The sequence below is a fragment of the Bacillus sp. CH_48 genome (assembly GCF_038008465.1).
Lineage (GTDB): Bacteria > Bacillota > Bacilli > Bacillales > Bacillaceae_G > Bacillus_A > Bacillus_A thuringiensis_S.
Genome location: NZ_JBBOZF010000001.1, coordinates 2,633,975 through 2,649,645, shown reverse-complemented (window position 1 = coordinate 2,649,645; position 15,671 = coordinate 2,633,975). Strand labels below are relative to the sequence as shown.

The window sequence follows — 15,671 nt, the reverse complement described above, 5'->3', positions numbered from 1 at the left end:
AAGGCACGCTTGACTTTGACTTTTTGTCATCTTACTTATTATGTTTACAGTTGAATTACTTGTCTTCTTTTACTTCTTCAAACTCAGCGTCAACTACATTGTCTTTCTTCGTGCCAGCGTCTTGTGCACCTTGCGCACCTTCTGCTTGACCAGCAGCTGCTTGAGCTTGCTCGTATAATTTAACAGTTAATTGTTGTACGATTTCTTGTAAAGCATCTTTTTTCGCACGAATTTCTTCAAGCTCGTTTTTCTCAATTGCAGCTTGTAATGCTTCTTTCGCTTCTGTTGCTTTTGCAACTTCAGCTGCATCTACTTTACCTTCTAAATCTTTTACAACTTTGTCTGTTTGGAATACAAGTTGGTCAGCTTCGTTACGAAGTTCAACTTCTTCCTTACGTTTTTGGTCAGCGTCAGCATTTGCTTCCGCTTCTTGTACCATACGTTCTACTTCTTCATCAGAAAGACCTGAAGAAGATTGGATTGTAATAGCTTGCTCTTTGCTTGTTCCTAAGTCTTTCGCACGTACGTTAACGATACCGTTCGCATCAATATCGAATGTTACTTCGATTTGTGGAATACCACGTGGTGCTGGTGGAAGGTCAGTTAATTGGAAACGACCTAACGTTTTGTTGTCAGCTGACATTGGACGCTCACCTTGTAATACGTGAATGTCTACTGCCGGTTGATTATCAGCAGCTGTCGAGAATACTTGTGACTTACTTGTTGGAATTGTAGTGTTACGCTCGATTAATTTCGTGAACACGCCACCCATAGTTTCAATACCTAAAGAAAGTGGAGTTACGTCTAATAATAGAACGCCTTCTACATCACCAGTAAGTACGCCACCTTGAACTGCAGCACCTAATGCTACAACTTCATCAGGGTTTACACCTTTATATGGCTCTTTACCAGTTTCACGTTTAATAGCTTCTTGTACAGCTGGGATACGAGTAGATCCACCAACAAGAATAACTTTATCTAATTCGCTTGGAGCAAAACCAGCGTCTTTTAATGCACGACGAGTTGGCTCTAATGTTCTTTCAACAAGACCTGCTGAAAGCTCTTCGAATTTCGCTCTTGTTAACGTTAATTCTAGGTGTAATGGACCAGCAGCTCCAGCACTAATGAATGGTAATGAAATTTGAGTTTGTGTTACACCAGAAAGATCTTTTTTCGCTTTTTCAGCTGCATCTTTCAAGCGTTGAAGCGCCATTTTATCTTGGCTTAAATCAATGTTATTTTCTTTTTTGAACTCAGCTACTAAGTGATCGATGATAACTTGGTCAAAGTCATCGCCACCAAGACGGTTGTCACCAGCAGTTGAAATAACTTCGAATGTGCCGTCTGCTAACTCAAGGATAGATACGTCAAATGTACCGCCACCTAAGTCATATACTAAGATTTTTTGTTCTTCGTCTTGTTTTTCTAAACCGTAAGCAAGTGCTGCTGCTGTTGGCTCGTTAATGATACGCTCAACTTCTAAACCAGCGATACGACCAGCATCTTTCGTTGCTTGACGCTCTGCATCGTTGAAGTATGCAGGTACTGTAATAACAGCTTTCGTTACTGTTTCACCTAAGTATGCTTCAGCAGAAGCTTTTAAGTTTTGTAAAATGATTGCAGAAATTTCTTGAGGTGTATAATCTTTACCTTCAACTTCTACTTTGTAGTCTGTACCCATATGACGTTTAACAGACATGATTGTATTTGGGTTTGTAATTGCTTGGCGCTTTGCAACTTCCCCAACTTGACGTTCTTCATTTTTGAAAGCTACAACAGAAGGTGTTGTACGGTTTCCTTCTGGATTTGGGATAACCTTTGGTTCTCCACCTTCCATAACAGCTACACAAGAGTTTGTTGTACCTAAGTCAATACCGATAATTTTACTCATGGCGAATCCTCCTAGTTTTATGTAAATTATTGATTTACTTTTACCATTGATGGGCGAATCACACGGTCTTTTAATTTATAACCTTTTTGGAATTCTTCCACAACCGCGTTTGATTCAAATTCACTATCTTCCACTTGCATAATAGCTTGGTGTTCATTAGGATCAAACTGTTTACCAACAGCTTCAATCACTTCCACACCTTCTTTAGTCAGCGCTTCTAACAATTGACGATGCACCATTTCCATGCCTTGTAACAAGGATTTCGTTTGCTCATCAGTCGCTTCCACTTGCATTGCTCTTTCAAAATTATCAAGAGCTGGCAAGATGTCTGAAACTAGACTTTGTGCTCTATATTTTTCAGCAGCCTGTTTATCCATTTGGACGCGGCGCTTATAATTTTCAAAATCAGCTTGTAGACGTAATGTGCGACCTTCCGTTTCCGTTAGTTTCGCTTGTAACTCATCTACTTTTTCTTGTAAAAGAGCAGCCTCACTTTTTTCTTCTACAGTTTCTTCACTGTTTTCTGGCGTGACAGCTTCTTCAACTTGCGCTTCTTTTACTTCTTCTACCACTTGTTCGTTACGCTCTTCCACAATATTCACCTCCTTAAAAGGTATTAGGTATCATGCATAGCATGATTACCTAAGCATTATATATTACACACAGCAATGAAAATTTCATCACTTGAGCGAATGTATTACTCTCATTTACTTTTTAAGTCCATCTGTAAATTGTCTCGTAAATAACTGTAACAAACTAATTACACGAGAATATTGCATTCTTGTCGGACCTAAAATAGCAATTGTTCCAAGTTGCTCTTCGCCGATCGAATATGTTGCAGAAATTAAACTGCAATCCTCCATAGCCGTCGAAGTGTTTTCCCTACCAATTTTCACTTGAATCCCGACTTGTTTATGACGCAAAATGTCATAAAATTCGGCTTCATTATCAATCATGGTAAGCAAAGATCTAACCTTTTGAATGTCATGGAACTCTGGCTGCGAAAGCATATTTGCTTTTCCTCCAAAGTATATCTTTTCCGATAACGGAACTTGAAATGTACCATCTAACATTTTTATTGCACTATCGTAATTATGAACATACCCACGTAAAACTGTAACAATTTCCTTAAAGATTTTATTATGAAGTTCTTCCATCGGTACGCCAGATAGCTTTTCATTTAAAACATTAACCATTTTTTCTAAATCTGATAAATCAACAGATTCCGGAACGGTAATCGTTTTACTTTGTACATGCCCTGTATCAGTTACAATAATAGCGACTGCAGTTTGACGATCAAGCGGCACAATTTGTACATTTTTAAGTTTATTTGTGCTTAACTTCGGTCCAAGAACAATGGCCGTATAATTCGTAAGTTCTGATAAAATTTGAGCAGATTGCTGTGCAATTTTTTCCGCTTCAAAAATTCTTTCAGCAAATAAATCTTTAATTTGTACAATTTCAGCGTTCGGTAAGTTTTGCGGTGCTAAAAGATGGTCTACATAAAATCGGTAGCCTTTCTCAGAAGGAACACGTCCAGAAGAACTGTGCGTTTTTTCAATAAAACCTAATTCTTCTAAGTCCGCCATTTCATTTCGAATAGTAGCTGAACTAAATGTAATTTCATCTTTTTTAGCCAACGTTCTAGACCCAACAGGCTGCGCTGATCCAATAAAGTCATCAATAATTGTTTGTAAAATTAAGAGCTGACGTTCCGTAAGCATCTCATCATCACCTCTGTTAGCACTCTTTGTCTTTGAGTGCTAAATCTATTAATAACTTACCAAAATTGACATTCAATTGTCAACGGAAACGTCACGAAATAATGAAACTTTTTCACGTTAATGGAACATTTAATTAGTCAATTAAAAATGATTGGAATACTTCATTCCCTAATAATTTTCCTTTTCGCGTTAAACGAACATATCCATCGCTCTCTTCAAGCAATCCTTGTTCTTGGTTGTTTTGTAACTGCTTCGCGAAAACTTGATCCATCTCCATATTAAATTTCTTTTGAAATGCTATTTTAGATACACCTTTTGTTTTTCGAAGTCCTAAGAACAACTCTTCTTCCATCTTTTCTTTCTCCGTCACCACGTGAACATCTAAATACGGAAATCCTGTTTCATCAATTTTATTAAAATATTGCTTCAGCGGACCTACATTTTGAATACGTTCCCCATTCACATAACTATGAGCTCCAGCTCCAAAGCCATAATACTCTTCATTATTCCAGTATGTGAGATTATGTCTACTTTTATTGTCACCTTTTGAGAAATTACTAATTTCATACTGGTTATAACCGTGTTTCTCCATTTCATCCATTACCATTTCATACATTTTCGCTTCATGGTCTTCACCCGGAAGACGCAATTTCCCTTTATTCATTAAGTTATAAAACACTGTTTTAGGTTCCACAATTAATGAATATGCCGAGAAATGTTGTACACCAAGCGTAAAAGCAATGTCTAATGTTTCCTTCACATCTTCTATCGTTTGTCCTGGCAAAGCATAAATAATATCTACATTAATATTTTTAAAGCCTACTTCCTGAGCTTCTCGAATCGCTAGGAATGCATCTTCCCTCGTATGCTTGCGCCCGATTTTCTCAAGCAGTTCATCACGGAACGTTTGCACACCAAAACTAATTCGATTCACTCCACCTTCTAGTAGTACATTCAACTTCTCTTTCGGTAGATCTCCTGGATTCGCTTCAAATGTCAATTCACAATTCGGAGCAAACGGGCGCAAATGACGATTAATAATCTCGAGTAATTTTTTTGTCTGTTCCATATTTAACGCTGTCGGAGTTCCACCGCCCACAAAAATCGTTTTCATACTATCAAACGGAACTCTTTGAACCGTATTTATTATTTCCTTCTCTAAATAATCTAAATATTGATCAACCGGTTGGCGTTCAATAAACACTTTATTAAAATCACAATAGTGACAAATGTGCTGACAAAACGGGATATGAATATATGCAGCTTGTACCAAATATAACTCCTACCTTTCTAAAAAGAAAACCTCCGCACTCCGGAGGATTCTCTACTTCTCTAACGTATTACGAATTTGTTCCATTCGCATTTTTCCCCAATCATACATCATTTCAACGATCGGTAAAAGTGACATGCCTAGTTCCGTCATATAATACTCAACACGAGGAGGAATTTCGGGATATACTGTTCGATCAACAATCCCATCTTCCATTAACTCTTTTAATTGGTTCGACAAAACTTTATGAGAAATGCTTGGGAATAACCGTTGTAATTCACTAAAACGATGAGGCCCTTCCACACCAAGATGCCACAGTATCACAACTTTCCACTTTCCACTAATAATAGAAAGCGTCAATTCCTTTTCACAATTAAAATTGCCATTTTGTATTTTATCTTGAATATCTTTTCGAATATTTTCGGACATTAACAATCTCCTAACTCTATATGAACTAAAAAGCTCTCTCATTATTGTAAATGAGAGCTGCTCAGATGTCTAAAAAGTAATTATACAGAAAAAAGAAGCCGCACAAACGACTTCTTTTTTATTTCAAATATTAGTTGTCATCCATTTTCAGTACAGCCATGAATGCCTCTTGCGGCACTTCTACAGAACCAACAGACTTCATACGTTTTTTACCTTCTTTTTGCTTATCAAGAAGTTTACGCTTACGAGAAATGTCACCGCCGTAACATTTTGCAAGTACGTTTTTACGCATCGCCTTAATTGTAGAACGTGCTACAACTTTATTTCCGATAGTCGCCTGAATTGGCACTTCGAACTGTTGTCTCGGAATTAATTCTTTTAATTTCTCTACAATTACTTTACCACGGTCATACGCTGAATCACGGTGTACGATAAATGATAAAGCATCCACTTGTTCATTATTTAAAAGAATATCCATTTTCACAAGTTTAGATGGTTTATAACCAATTAACTCATAATCAAATGATGCATACCCTTTCGTATTTGATTTCAATTGATCGAAGAAGTCATATACGATTTCTGATAACGGGATTTCATATGTTAATGTAACACGCGTTTCATCTAAATATTGCATATCAATAAACGTTCCACGTTTACCTTGGCAAATTTCCATTACAGCTCCAACATAGTCATTCGGAACCATAATTGAAGCCTTCACAAACGGCTCTTCTACACGATCGATAGACTGTGGGTCTGGCATATTAGATGGATTATCAACAATAACATCTTCACCGTTTGTTAAATAAACTTTATAAATAACGCTTGGCGCTGTTGTAATTAAGTCAATCTTAAATTCACGTTCAATACGTTCTTGAATGATTTCCATGTGAAGAAGTCCTAAGAATCCACAACGGAAACCAAATCCTAACGCTTGAGATGTTTCTGGTTCAAACTCAAGAGCAGAATCGTTTAACTCTAATTTTTCTAACGCATCACGTAAATCGTTATAACGAGCAGAATCAATTGGATACAGCCCACAGAATACCATCGGGTTTAATTTACGGTAACCTGGTAACGCCTCTGCAGCTGGACGTTTCGCATGTGTAATCGTATCACCAACACGTGTATCACCTACGTTTTTAATAGATGCTGCTAAGAAACCTACATCACCTACTGTTAACTCGTCACGTTGCGTAGTTTTCGGTGTAAATACACCTACTTCTGTTACTTCAAATTCTTTACCCGTTGCCATCATACGTACTTTATCGCCAACTTTTACCGTTCCATTTACAACACGGATATAAGCAATTACACCACGGTACGGATCATATAAAGAGTCGAAAATCATACATTGTAACGGCTCTTCTGAATCACCTGCCGGAGCTGGTACTTTTTCAACAATTTGTTCTAAAATTTCTTCAATACCAATTCCAGCTTTTGCAGAAGCAAGTACCGCTTCTGATGCATCTAAACCAATTACATCTTCTACCTCTTGACGTACACGTTCTGGATCCGCACTTGGTAAGTCGATTTTATTGATAACTGGTAAAATTTCCAAGTTGTTATCAAGCGCTAAGTATACGTTCGCTAACGTTTGCGCTTCAATACCTTGCGCTGCATCTACTACAAGAATCGCGCCTTCACAAGCCGCTAAACTACGAGATACTTCGTACGTAAAGTCGACGTGTCCTGGTGTATCAATTAAATGAAGAATATACTCTTCACCATCTTTTGCTTTATAGTTTAATTGTACTGCGTTTAATTTGATTGTAATACCACGCTCACGCTCTAAATCCATAGAGTCAAGCAACTGAGCTTTCATTTCGCGTTGTGTTAACGCATTTGTTTTCTCTAAAATACGGTCTGCTAACGTTGATTTTCCGTGGTCAATATGAGCAATAATAGAGAAATTACGAATTTTGGACTGTCTTTTTGCTCTTTCTTCTTTGTTCATCTATGTTCTCAACTCCTAATAGTCTCGCCAATATACACTAGCACTGATTATATCAATAGAGCAACAAAGATTCAATGAAAACTCGTGCTGCTTACGATACAAATCATTCTATCTATATCTTATGCGAATAAACCATAAGAGACAAACCCTTTTCAAATTTTAAAACGGTTGTCTTACAAATCAGTAAAACAACCATCTCCCATGCTACTCTTAGCTAAAAATCCCCTTTATTTTCCCAACAACTATATCCGTTCCGAACTTCGTCATTTCATAAGCTACACTTGCTAACGCCATCCCAATTCCTTCTACAACATTAAAACTTCTTAAACGTTCTAATTGTTGTTGTTTTTCTGAAGCTGAAAACGAACTACCCAAAATTTCTGATTCAGCACCTGTACTCTCTGTCCCTGTCATATGAGCTATTTGTTCATACGACAATTGCCGATAACCTTTCATACTTTTCAAACCATGATTAGCAAGTGACACTCCTGCTATCATCATAAGTAAACATAAAGCTACACTACATATACACAAAAGCGCAAAACGACTCAAACTATTATCATCTTTCTCCCTCAATGTGTATACGCTCCCGTATTATCTTGATCAATTTGATGATGCAGCGCTGCATTTAAACCACTCGCTATTACATTCGCCATATCCTCAATAAAAGTATCTACTTCTTTTGGGGTCACCATTAAGTTATGACCAAGAGGCGATAGCACTTCATAAATCAACCTTCTTTTTTCTTCTTCTTCTAACGTACCAACAGCACCTAAAAACATATTTCGGCTCTTTTCATCTGGCATATCTTCTTCTGTTAATTTTTTCTTTTCTCCAAATGAAAATCCCGCTGGTAACAAAGATCTTGAAGGTTTGTTTCCTTCTTTCATCTCTCGACCAAAATGTTTCAAAATAAAATCAATCGTATCACTTGTAATCGAAACGGCATCGACCACAGTCGGAACACCAATTGCGATAACAGGGATACCTAATGTCTCTTTACTTAGTTCCTTACGTTTATTCCCAACCCCTGATCCAGGATGGATTCCAGTATCAGAAATTTGTATCGTGCTATTTACTCGTTCAATAGAACGGGCAGCTAATGCGTCAATCGCAATTACAAAGTCTGGATTTGTCTTCTCAATAATCCCATAAATAACATCGCTCGTTTCGATGCCTGTAATCCCCATTACCCCCGGCCGAATTGCACTAACAGGCCTGAATCCTTCTTCTACACTTTCAGGCTGCAATTGAAACAAATGTCTCGTTACTAATACATTTTCTACAACTATTGGCCCAAGAGCATCCGGTGTTACATTCCAATTCCCAAGGCCTACAATTAAACAGCTCGCTTCTTTTGTAACACCAACCTCTTCTAAGAAATAAGAAAATTCTTTTGCAAAAATACGCTCCACTTTTTGTTGAAGTTCTGTATCTTGCTGACGTATACCTTGTACTTCAAGCGTTAAATAATTTCCAGGTTTTTTACCCATCGCTTCAGAGGCAGCTTCATCAATTGTTACTTTTGTAATTATAGTACCTTCTTCTTCCCTCTCTTTTACAATTACCCCCTGTATCCCTTTTTGTTCTTCTTGGCTTTCTTGCAACATTTGATGAGCTTCTACAGCAAGGTCAGTTCTAACGCTATATTTACTTAAATCCAATGGTTCTTTCATCGTATCTCCTCCGTAATTCATAGTAAATATCGTTAGATTTCCCAAAGTTATATAAGGTCATTCTTTCCTTTACGTGAAATTTCATGGATATACTATTGCAATTCTCTTCACCGTTTGATAGAATATCACTTGTTCTATGTAAGAATCGAGTCATTCGATTGCACCAGGGAGGTGAAAAGTATGGCAAACATCAAATCTGCTATCAAACGCGCTAAACTTAGCGAAGAGCGTCGTGCACATAACGCTTCTATCAAGTCTGACATGCGTTCTGCTGTTAAAACTGTAGAAGCTTTAGTTACTAATAACGATCTTGAAAATGCTAAAGAAGCTTTCAAAACTGCTTCTAAAAAACTTGACAAAGCAGCTCGTAAAGGTCTTATCCACCAAAACGCTGCATCTCGTCAAAAATCTCGCTTAGCGAAACAAGTAAACGCGTAAGGCGTTTAAAAAACGATCCATTTGGATCGTTTTTTTATATACAAAAAAAGTTCATGCACTAGGTACATGAACTTTTTTTGTGTCATCACATATGATTTAATCGCATTAAGAAAAACTCGAGCACAAGTTTCTTATCCATCTTTCCCGTCTTCATACTATAATCAGCTTCCGCTAATTCTATAATCACTTTTTTTAATTCTTCAAAAGAGAAAAATTTCGTTTGATTCATCGCCAATTTTACACGATACGGATGTACACCAATATGAGATGCAATTTGATTTTGCCCATAACCACGTTGCTGTAACTCTTTCACTTGATACAACAAACGGAATTGACTCACTAATAACGCAAGCAATTTAATCGGTTCTTCCTGCTGCGTAAATAATCCATCCAAAATTTGCATTGCACCTGCAATATCTTTTTTCACCACTTTTTCTGTCAAAGCAAATACATTTTGCTCAACTGATTTTGGCACAAGCTCTGCAACAAGTTTCGTCGTAATCTCTCCGCCCATACCAACGTATAACGTTAACTTGTCCATTTCCTTCGCCAACATCGTTACATTACTTCCCACAAGCTCTAGCAACAAACTAACAGCCGCGTTATCAATGTGCACATGCACTTCATCTGCCCGAGCAACAATCCACTTCTGAACATCCTGCACTTGCATCGCATTCGCTTCTACTACATCTGCTGTTTTCTTTAATAGTTTTGTAATTTTTTTTCGCTCATCAAGTTTTTCGTAAGGCGCAACAAAAACAAGAATAGAAAATGGAGAAGGTTCACCAATGTATTCTTCTAAAATTTTTATATTTTGCTCTAACTTTTCTTTTTGCGAAGTCAAAAATAGCGGTGATTTTATTAACAGTACTTTCCGCTCTCCAAAGAAAGGAAGCGTACGCGCATCCTCAACCACATCTTCTAAATACGCTTCTTCCAAATCGTATGTCACAACATTAAACTCTCGATCTTCTTCTTCAAGTGCTTCTGTCGTAATAAGCTTTATCGTTTCATTTATAAAAAAAGCTTCCGTCCCATATAGTAAATATAACGGAGCAAACTGTTTCTTTTTAATTTTTTTATGTATATCACTCATACTTTTTCCTACTCCCTAACTTGGCAATATATATTTATACTAATGCCCTAGCTTTTGTTTTACAAGTACAAAGGAACAGGCTTTATAACCCGTCCCTTTATTTATATTAAACGCCACGCAATAAGCCCCGGGTTTCTTATTGGTGTGCGGTAATCACCTTCCCTTTATTATTCACAATAAAAATTCCAGTATAAGTGCCAACTGTTAACATGCTTGGAAACAAAAAACTCACGTTACTTCATAATCTAAAATTCGCAAAAAGCTCATTTTCTCTTCACATTGAAATTGTAGATTTTTTTCTGACAATATTTTATACTAAAGTGGAATGTTGGGGAGGGATTCTAAATGAATGATTTTGAACAAAACGTTCAAAGTAAACGCAATGACGCTATTGATTCAGGGGTAGGATTTATCGTCTCATTTGGTTTTTTCGCAACACTTTTCATCATTGCAACTGTTATTAAATTTATCGGTTCTTAAAGGCTGCCACTTCATGGCAGTCTTCTCTTTTTCACCTATTATATGTCTTATCGTATGTGATTTTACTTTGAAAGGTTCCATTTTCCCCTTTAAAAACATAGGAAATAGCACCTTGCTTGTCCGTGCGCCATATCGCACTCCCCATCTTCTCCAAACGCTCTATCACTTCTTTATGCGGGTGTCCATATCTATTCTGCTTACCAACAGATATAATCGCTACACGGGGCTGTATAACGTTCAAAAAAGACTCTATAGATGACGTATTACTTCCATGATGAGCAACTTTTAAAACATCCACTCGCAAATCTGGATACGCAGATACTAAAAACTGCTCTCCTTCTTCTTCTAAATCGCCTGTAAATAGCCACGTCAATCCTCCAAATTTTGCCCATATTACAATTGAAGCATTATTTTCACTTTTTTCTTTTCCTTTTGGAGCTAAAACGAAAAATTCAGCTTCATTTACACTCCAACTCTCCCCTTCCCCCACTTCAGTTATTTTCATTTCCTTTTCTAATGCCTGTTTCTTTACTACTTTTTCTAATACTGCATCTTTTCCCTTTCGGCCAAATACCACTTCTTTTACAGGTATATATGATAATAATTCTTGCGCAGCACCTATATGATCTGCATCTCCATGCGTTACGATTAATTTATCAATTGTTTTAATACCTTCTTTTTGTAAATAGGGTATTAAAACATTATTTCCAACAGAAAATTCATGCTTTTTTTGTTGCCATTCTTCCTTATTAACACGAAGCGTTCCACCTGTATCAATAAGATAAATCCCTTTATCATACGGAAGGCGAATTAATATTGCATCACCTTGTCCAACATCAATAAATGTTACACTTCCGCTTCCTCTAAAATATGGATATACATAATGACACGTGCTAATAAAAAGAAATACACTCACAACTATACACACCATTTTTTTCGGCGCTCTCCTTTCCCAAACCATCAATATACTGACAATACTCGCGCAATATACAGCTACAAGATTGAAGGGCGTTTTCCCAAAAACAAGCTGGGTAAATGGTAAACTTTCACAATAACTTAGAAAATCATTAGACATACTCAAGCCTATTGATAATACATTCGCAAATCCTTTTGCGAGAAACGGGACAATTGGCATACACAGTAAAATAATAATGCTACATGGTAATACAATGATAGATAAAAACGGAACGTATAAGAGATTGAGGAAAATGCTATATGGAGAAAAATAACCAAAGTGATATAACAAAATCGGAGTACTAACGAGCTGTGAAATGATAGAAATATAAATAGAATTTCGGATTACTCCGTTGCTACTCCCTAATAAGAACGGAGCAGACAAAAGTAAAGCGAAGCTACCTACAAAAGAAAACTGAAATCCAATATTAAAAACAAGATAAGGGTCATATATAAGCATACATATAGCTGTTACACTTAAAGCATCTAAACTAGATAAACGAATCGAGCACATAAAAGCAATCAACATCAAAACTCCTGCTATAGAAGCCCTTATAACAGATGGTGACGCCCCTGCTAAAACCATATACAAAGGAATACAGACGATAAGGCAAATTGTTGCTACCTCCCTCGTCGCACCACTTCTTAGCAAAATAAAATATACTATCCCCATTAACAATACAATGTGCGAACCTGAAATTGCTAACAAATGTATAAGACCAAACTGTTGATATTGCTCTTCCACTTCAAACGTCATTTGTTGTCTATCACCAAATAGTAACGCATTCATAAAAGCACCTGATTGCTCTGGAAACATTTCTGTAACTTTCGAGATTGCTTGTTGCCTCAAAAGGAGAATCCATTGCATAAGCGACAGTGATGTTTTATAGCATTCAGAAATATATGTAGCCTCAAATGTGAAATGAATATGTTGCTTGTATAAATAATCACGGTAATTAAAACCATGAAAATTCCGAGCTGTTTGTGGTTCTTTCCTCTCACCCTCGAATACACATGATATCCCTGCGTATAATTGTTGCATTTTTTCCTTTTCCAGAGCTGATTTTATTCTATAACTTAATTGCACTATATTTTTATTGTGATCTTCAAATTGAAAAGATAGGCGATCGCCATTAACAAGCGGTGTATTTTGTATAACACCTCTTGTAACTCCATAGGACTCTCCTAGAGACTTATTCCACCCTTGAACATAAGAAGTGTATATAGCGCCACTAAAGCACGCTACAATGCAAAAAAAGAAGGTTTTACGCGAAGTGCGATATAAACAGAAGAAAATATTTAAAAAGAGGCAAAAAACTATCAATAAAAGTGACGAGGAAAAGGCAATTGCAATCCCTATTATAAACGAGATTGCAACATACCCCCATTGTTCCTGCAACTTATACTCACTCCTTATAGCATCATTTTTGCTTTCGTGAATACATGCTGTAATTCTTCCATTGATAAATTATCTTTTTCTAAAGACGCAAATAATTCTTTTAACTCCGTATAACGTTTTTGCTCCTCTAATGCAGCAATATCATATTCTAGCGGAACGTGCTTCACTGTTACATTCGCTTGTTCAAATAACTCTATGGCGTATGGATGATTTTTATAATCCTGCGCATAATAAACCGCTGTAATACCACTTTGAATAATTGCCTTACAACATTGTAAACAAGGGAAATGCGTAACGTAAATTTCTGCTTCCTCTGTTTTCGCACCAAACTTGGCACATTGTAATAAAGCATTCATTTCGGCATGAATTGTCCGAACACAATGATTATCGATTACGTAACAACCATCATCTATACAATGTACGCCACCTTTAATCGAACCATTATATCCACCAGCAATAATTCGTTTATCGCGAACGATTGTCGCTCCTACCGCAAGCCTTGTACATGTACTACGTAACGATAGTAGATGGCTTTGCGTCATAAAATATTGATCCCATGAAATTCGTTCCATATTTTTCACCTACTTTTTTGTCTACTTGTAGTGTAGCGAAAGAAGAAAAACTTCGTCAATCTTTTACGGAATAATAATTTGATCTTTTATCTTTTCAAGAGACTTCGCACCAATCCCATCAATCTCTAATAAATCTTCTATTTTCTGAAACGGACCATGTTCTTCTCGATATTTCAAAATACTTTCTGCCTTTCGAGAGCCAATTCCTGTAATCTTTTCCAATTGCTCCTTCACTGCTGTATTTATTCGAATCTTGCCATCTTCCTTAGAAGAAGTAAACATCCCTTGTTCTGACTCATTTTTACTCGGTATATAAAGAAGCATTTGATCTTGTACAATTTGTGCTAAATTCACTTTTTTGATATCTACTTCTGATAAAAAACCACCAGCCTTTTGAACCGCATCCTTTACGCGATCTCCTTCCTTCATTTCATATACCCCTTCTTTATTAACCGCTCCTTTCACATCAATTATAATTGTTCTTTTCTGTTCCTTTGTATCCGATATTTTCGGTTTACCCTTTTTTTCTATCTCCTTCTCTTGCACATTCATTGTAATAGGCGTTCGTTCTACACTCTGATTCGTTTTCCAAAAAACAAGAAAAAGTAAAGTTCCAATAATAGCTACTAAACCTAACCACTTTTTCGGAAAATCCCACATCATTTTACACCTCTAATCATAAATTTATAACATCATTCATATTGTTTAGGAGAAAGCTGTTACGAAGGAGGGATGAAACTTTGAACATAGGAATTATAGGGACAGGAAACATGGGGAATATACTAATCGATGCATTTTTAGAAACCCGTGCTGTCAAACCTTCGTGCCTTACAATCATTAATCGGACGCCTGCCAAAGCATATCATATAAAAGAAAAATACCCTTCTGTTCATATAGCAAAAACAATCCCGGAAGTAATCGAACAATCACAACTTATTTTTATTTGCGTTAAGCCGATAGATATATACCCTATCCTAAAAAAATACGCTGAACATTTTTCTGATGAAACGTGCTTAGTTTCTATTACGAGTCCAATATCTCCATCACAATTAGAGACTCTCGTACCTTGTCACGTCGCGCGTATCATTCCAAGTATCACAAACCGCGCCCTCTCTGGCGCCTCACTATTTACATTTGGAGATAATTGCTCTGAAGAATGGCAACAAAAATTACTTCGTCTATTCAAAAACATTTCTACACCTCTTGTAATAGAAGAAGATATAACGCGCGTTTCATCTGATATAGCAAGTTGCGGTCCTGCTTTCTTTAGTTATTTACTACAATGCTTCATTAACGCTGCTGTAGATAAAACAAATATTACACACGAAGAGGCTACTACTTTAGTAAGTGAAATGGTCGTGGGGATGGGGAAATTACTTGAAAAAGAAATCTTCACATTACCTACCTTACAAGAAAAGGTTTGCGTGAAAGGCGGCGTTACTGGGGAAGGCATTCGGGTTTTAGAAGAACACGTTGGAGATATGTTCCATAAGTTAATCGAGCGAACACATGAAAAATTTGATGAAGATTTAGAATGCGTTGATCAGCAATTCAATAAACACACATAATAAATACGTCATTTACATTCCAAATCCTTTTTATAAATAATTACTTTTTTACAATACATTTTCACTTCAACTACTATTCCCACACTTTACGCATACGATCTTCAGATTATGCTAGAACTAAAGATACATCTTCTTTATAAAACAAAAGCAACCTTCTCGGTTGCTTTTGTTTTATCCCGCATTAACGGCCAGTAAAATCCCCACCTTAAAACTCAGCGAA

General features: G+C 36.7%; 15 protein-coding genes. 3 read left to right on the top strand and 12 right to left on the bottom strand.

Features of this window, described 5'->3' with window-relative positions; genetic code table 11:
• Nucleotides 1-55 precede the first annotated feature (55 nt).
• From dnaK to gpr, 8 genes are all read right to left on the bottom strand, one after another.
• Nucleotides 56-1,891, bottom strand: coding sequence for a chaperone protein DnaK (dnaK, locus tag N2V92_RS13305; RefSeq protein WP_000034701.1), 1,836 nt, complete (start codon nt 1,889-1,891; stop codon nt 56-58).
• Between the two features lie 26 nt (nt 1,892-1,917).
• The gene (grpE, locus tag N2V92_RS13300; protein ID WP_000392711.1) at nt 1,918-2,484 is read right to left on the bottom strand and encodes a nucleotide exchange factor GrpE; all 567 of its coding nucleotides are present in this window, start codon (nt 2,482-2,484) and stop codon (nt 1,918-1,920) included.
• Between the two features lie 114 nt (nt 2,485-2,598).
• Nucleotides 2,599-3,615: a heat-inducible transcriptional repressor HrcA gene (gene hrcA, locus N2V92_RS13295; RefSeq protein WP_000954942.1), complete on the bottom strand. Its 1,017-nt coding sequence runs from the start codon at nt 3,613-3,615 to the stop codon at nt 2,599-2,601.
• Nucleotides 3,616-3,748: 133 nt separating this feature from the next.
• A complete protein-coding gene (gene hemW / locus N2V92_RS13290) occupies nt 3,749-4,888 on the bottom strand; it encodes a radical SAM family heme chaperone HemW (protein WP_000249440.1) in 1,140 nt (379 codons plus the stop codon).
• A gap of 51 nt (nt 4,889-4,939) precedes the next feature.
• On the bottom strand, nt 4,940-5,314 hold the full coding sequence (locus tag N2V92_RS13285; protein WP_001293539.1) for a winged helix-turn-helix transcriptional regulator: 375 nt from the start codon (nt 5,312-5,314) through the stop codon (nt 4,940-4,942).
• Nucleotides 5,315-5,444: 130 nt separating this feature from the next.
• Nucleotides 5,445-7,268, bottom strand: a complete 1,824-nt coding sequence (gene lepA, locus N2V92_RS13280; RefSeq protein ID WP_001030948.1) for an elongation factor 4 — start codon at nt 7,266-7,268, stop codon at nt 5,445-5,447.
• Between the two features lie 210 nt (nt 7,269-7,478).
• Nucleotides 7,479-7,844, bottom strand: coding sequence for a YqxA family protein (locus tag N2V92_RS13275; protein ID WP_001207093.1), 366 nt, complete (start codon nt 7,842-7,844; stop codon nt 7,479-7,481).
• Nucleotides 7,841-8,944, bottom strand: coding sequence for a GPR endopeptidase (gene gpr, locus N2V92_RS13270; RefSeq protein ID WP_000662644.1), 1,104 nt, complete (start codon nt 8,942-8,944; stop codon nt 7,841-7,843). The genes N2V92_RS13275 and gpr overlap by 4 nt, the downstream gene beginning before the upstream one ends.
• Before the next feature lie 180 nt (nt 8,945-9,124).
• Between gpr and rpsT the strand changes: the two genes are divergently transcribed.
• The gene (rpsT, locus tag N2V92_RS13265; protein ID WP_001274012.1) at nt 9,125-9,382 is read left to right on the top strand and encodes a 30S ribosomal protein S20; all 258 of its coding nucleotides are present in this window, start codon (nt 9,125-9,127) and stop codon (nt 9,380-9,382) included.
• Nucleotides 9,383-9,467: 85 nt separating this feature from the next.
• Here the strand turns inward: rpsT and holA are convergent, their stop codons facing one another.
• Complete coding sequence (holA, locus tag N2V92_RS13260) at nt 9,468-10,478, bottom strand: DNA polymerase III subunit delta (protein ID WP_001279923.1); 1,011 nt, start codon at nt 10,476-10,478, stop codon at nt 9,468-9,470.
• Nucleotides 10,479-10,823: 345 nt separating this feature from the next.
• On the opposite strand from holA, the gene N2V92_RS13255 reads away from it, so the two are divergent.
• Nucleotides 10,824-10,958 carry a YqzM family protein gene (locus N2V92_RS13255; RefSeq protein WP_000997609.1) on the top strand — a complete coding sequence of 45 codons (135 nt, stop codon included), beginning with the start codon at nt 10,824-10,826 and terminating at the stop codon, nt 10,956-10,958.
• Nucleotides 10,959-10,989: 31 nt separating this feature from the next.
• Here N2V92_RS13255 and N2V92_RS13250 read toward each other — a convergent pair whose 3' ends face one another.
• The 3 genes from N2V92_RS13250 to N2V92_RS13240 all read right to left on the bottom strand — a co-directional run bounded on the left by N2V92_RS13250 (nt 10,990) and on the right by N2V92_RS13240 (nt 14,546).
• Nucleotides 10,990-13,311 carry a DNA internalization-related competence protein ComEC/Rec2 gene (locus N2V92_RS13250; RefSeq protein WP_001157829.1) on the bottom strand — a complete coding sequence of 774 codons (2,322 nt, stop codon included), beginning with the start codon at nt 13,309-13,311 and terminating at the stop codon, nt 10,990-10,992.
• A 14-nt stretch (nt 13,312-13,325) separates the two neighbouring features.
• Complete coding sequence (locus N2V92_RS13245) at nt 13,326-13,883, bottom strand: ComE operon protein 2 (RefSeq protein ID WP_000439773.1); 558 nt, start codon at nt 13,881-13,883, stop codon at nt 13,326-13,328.
• Between the two features lie 63 nt (nt 13,884-13,946).
• Nucleotides 13,947-14,546, bottom strand: coding sequence for a helix-hairpin-helix domain-containing protein (locus tag N2V92_RS13240; protein ID WP_016077252.1), 600 nt, complete (start codon nt 14,544-14,546; stop codon nt 13,947-13,949).
• A gap of 77 nt (nt 14,547-14,623) precedes the next feature.
• Here N2V92_RS13240 and comER point away from each other — a divergent pair, with 77 nt between their 5' ends.
• Nucleotides 14,624-15,451: a late competence protein ComER gene (gene comER / locus N2V92_RS13235; protein WP_001020554.1), complete on the top strand. Its 828-nt coding sequence runs from the start codon at nt 14,624-14,626 to the stop codon at nt 15,449-15,451.
• Nucleotides 15,452-15,671 lie beyond the last annotated feature (220 nt).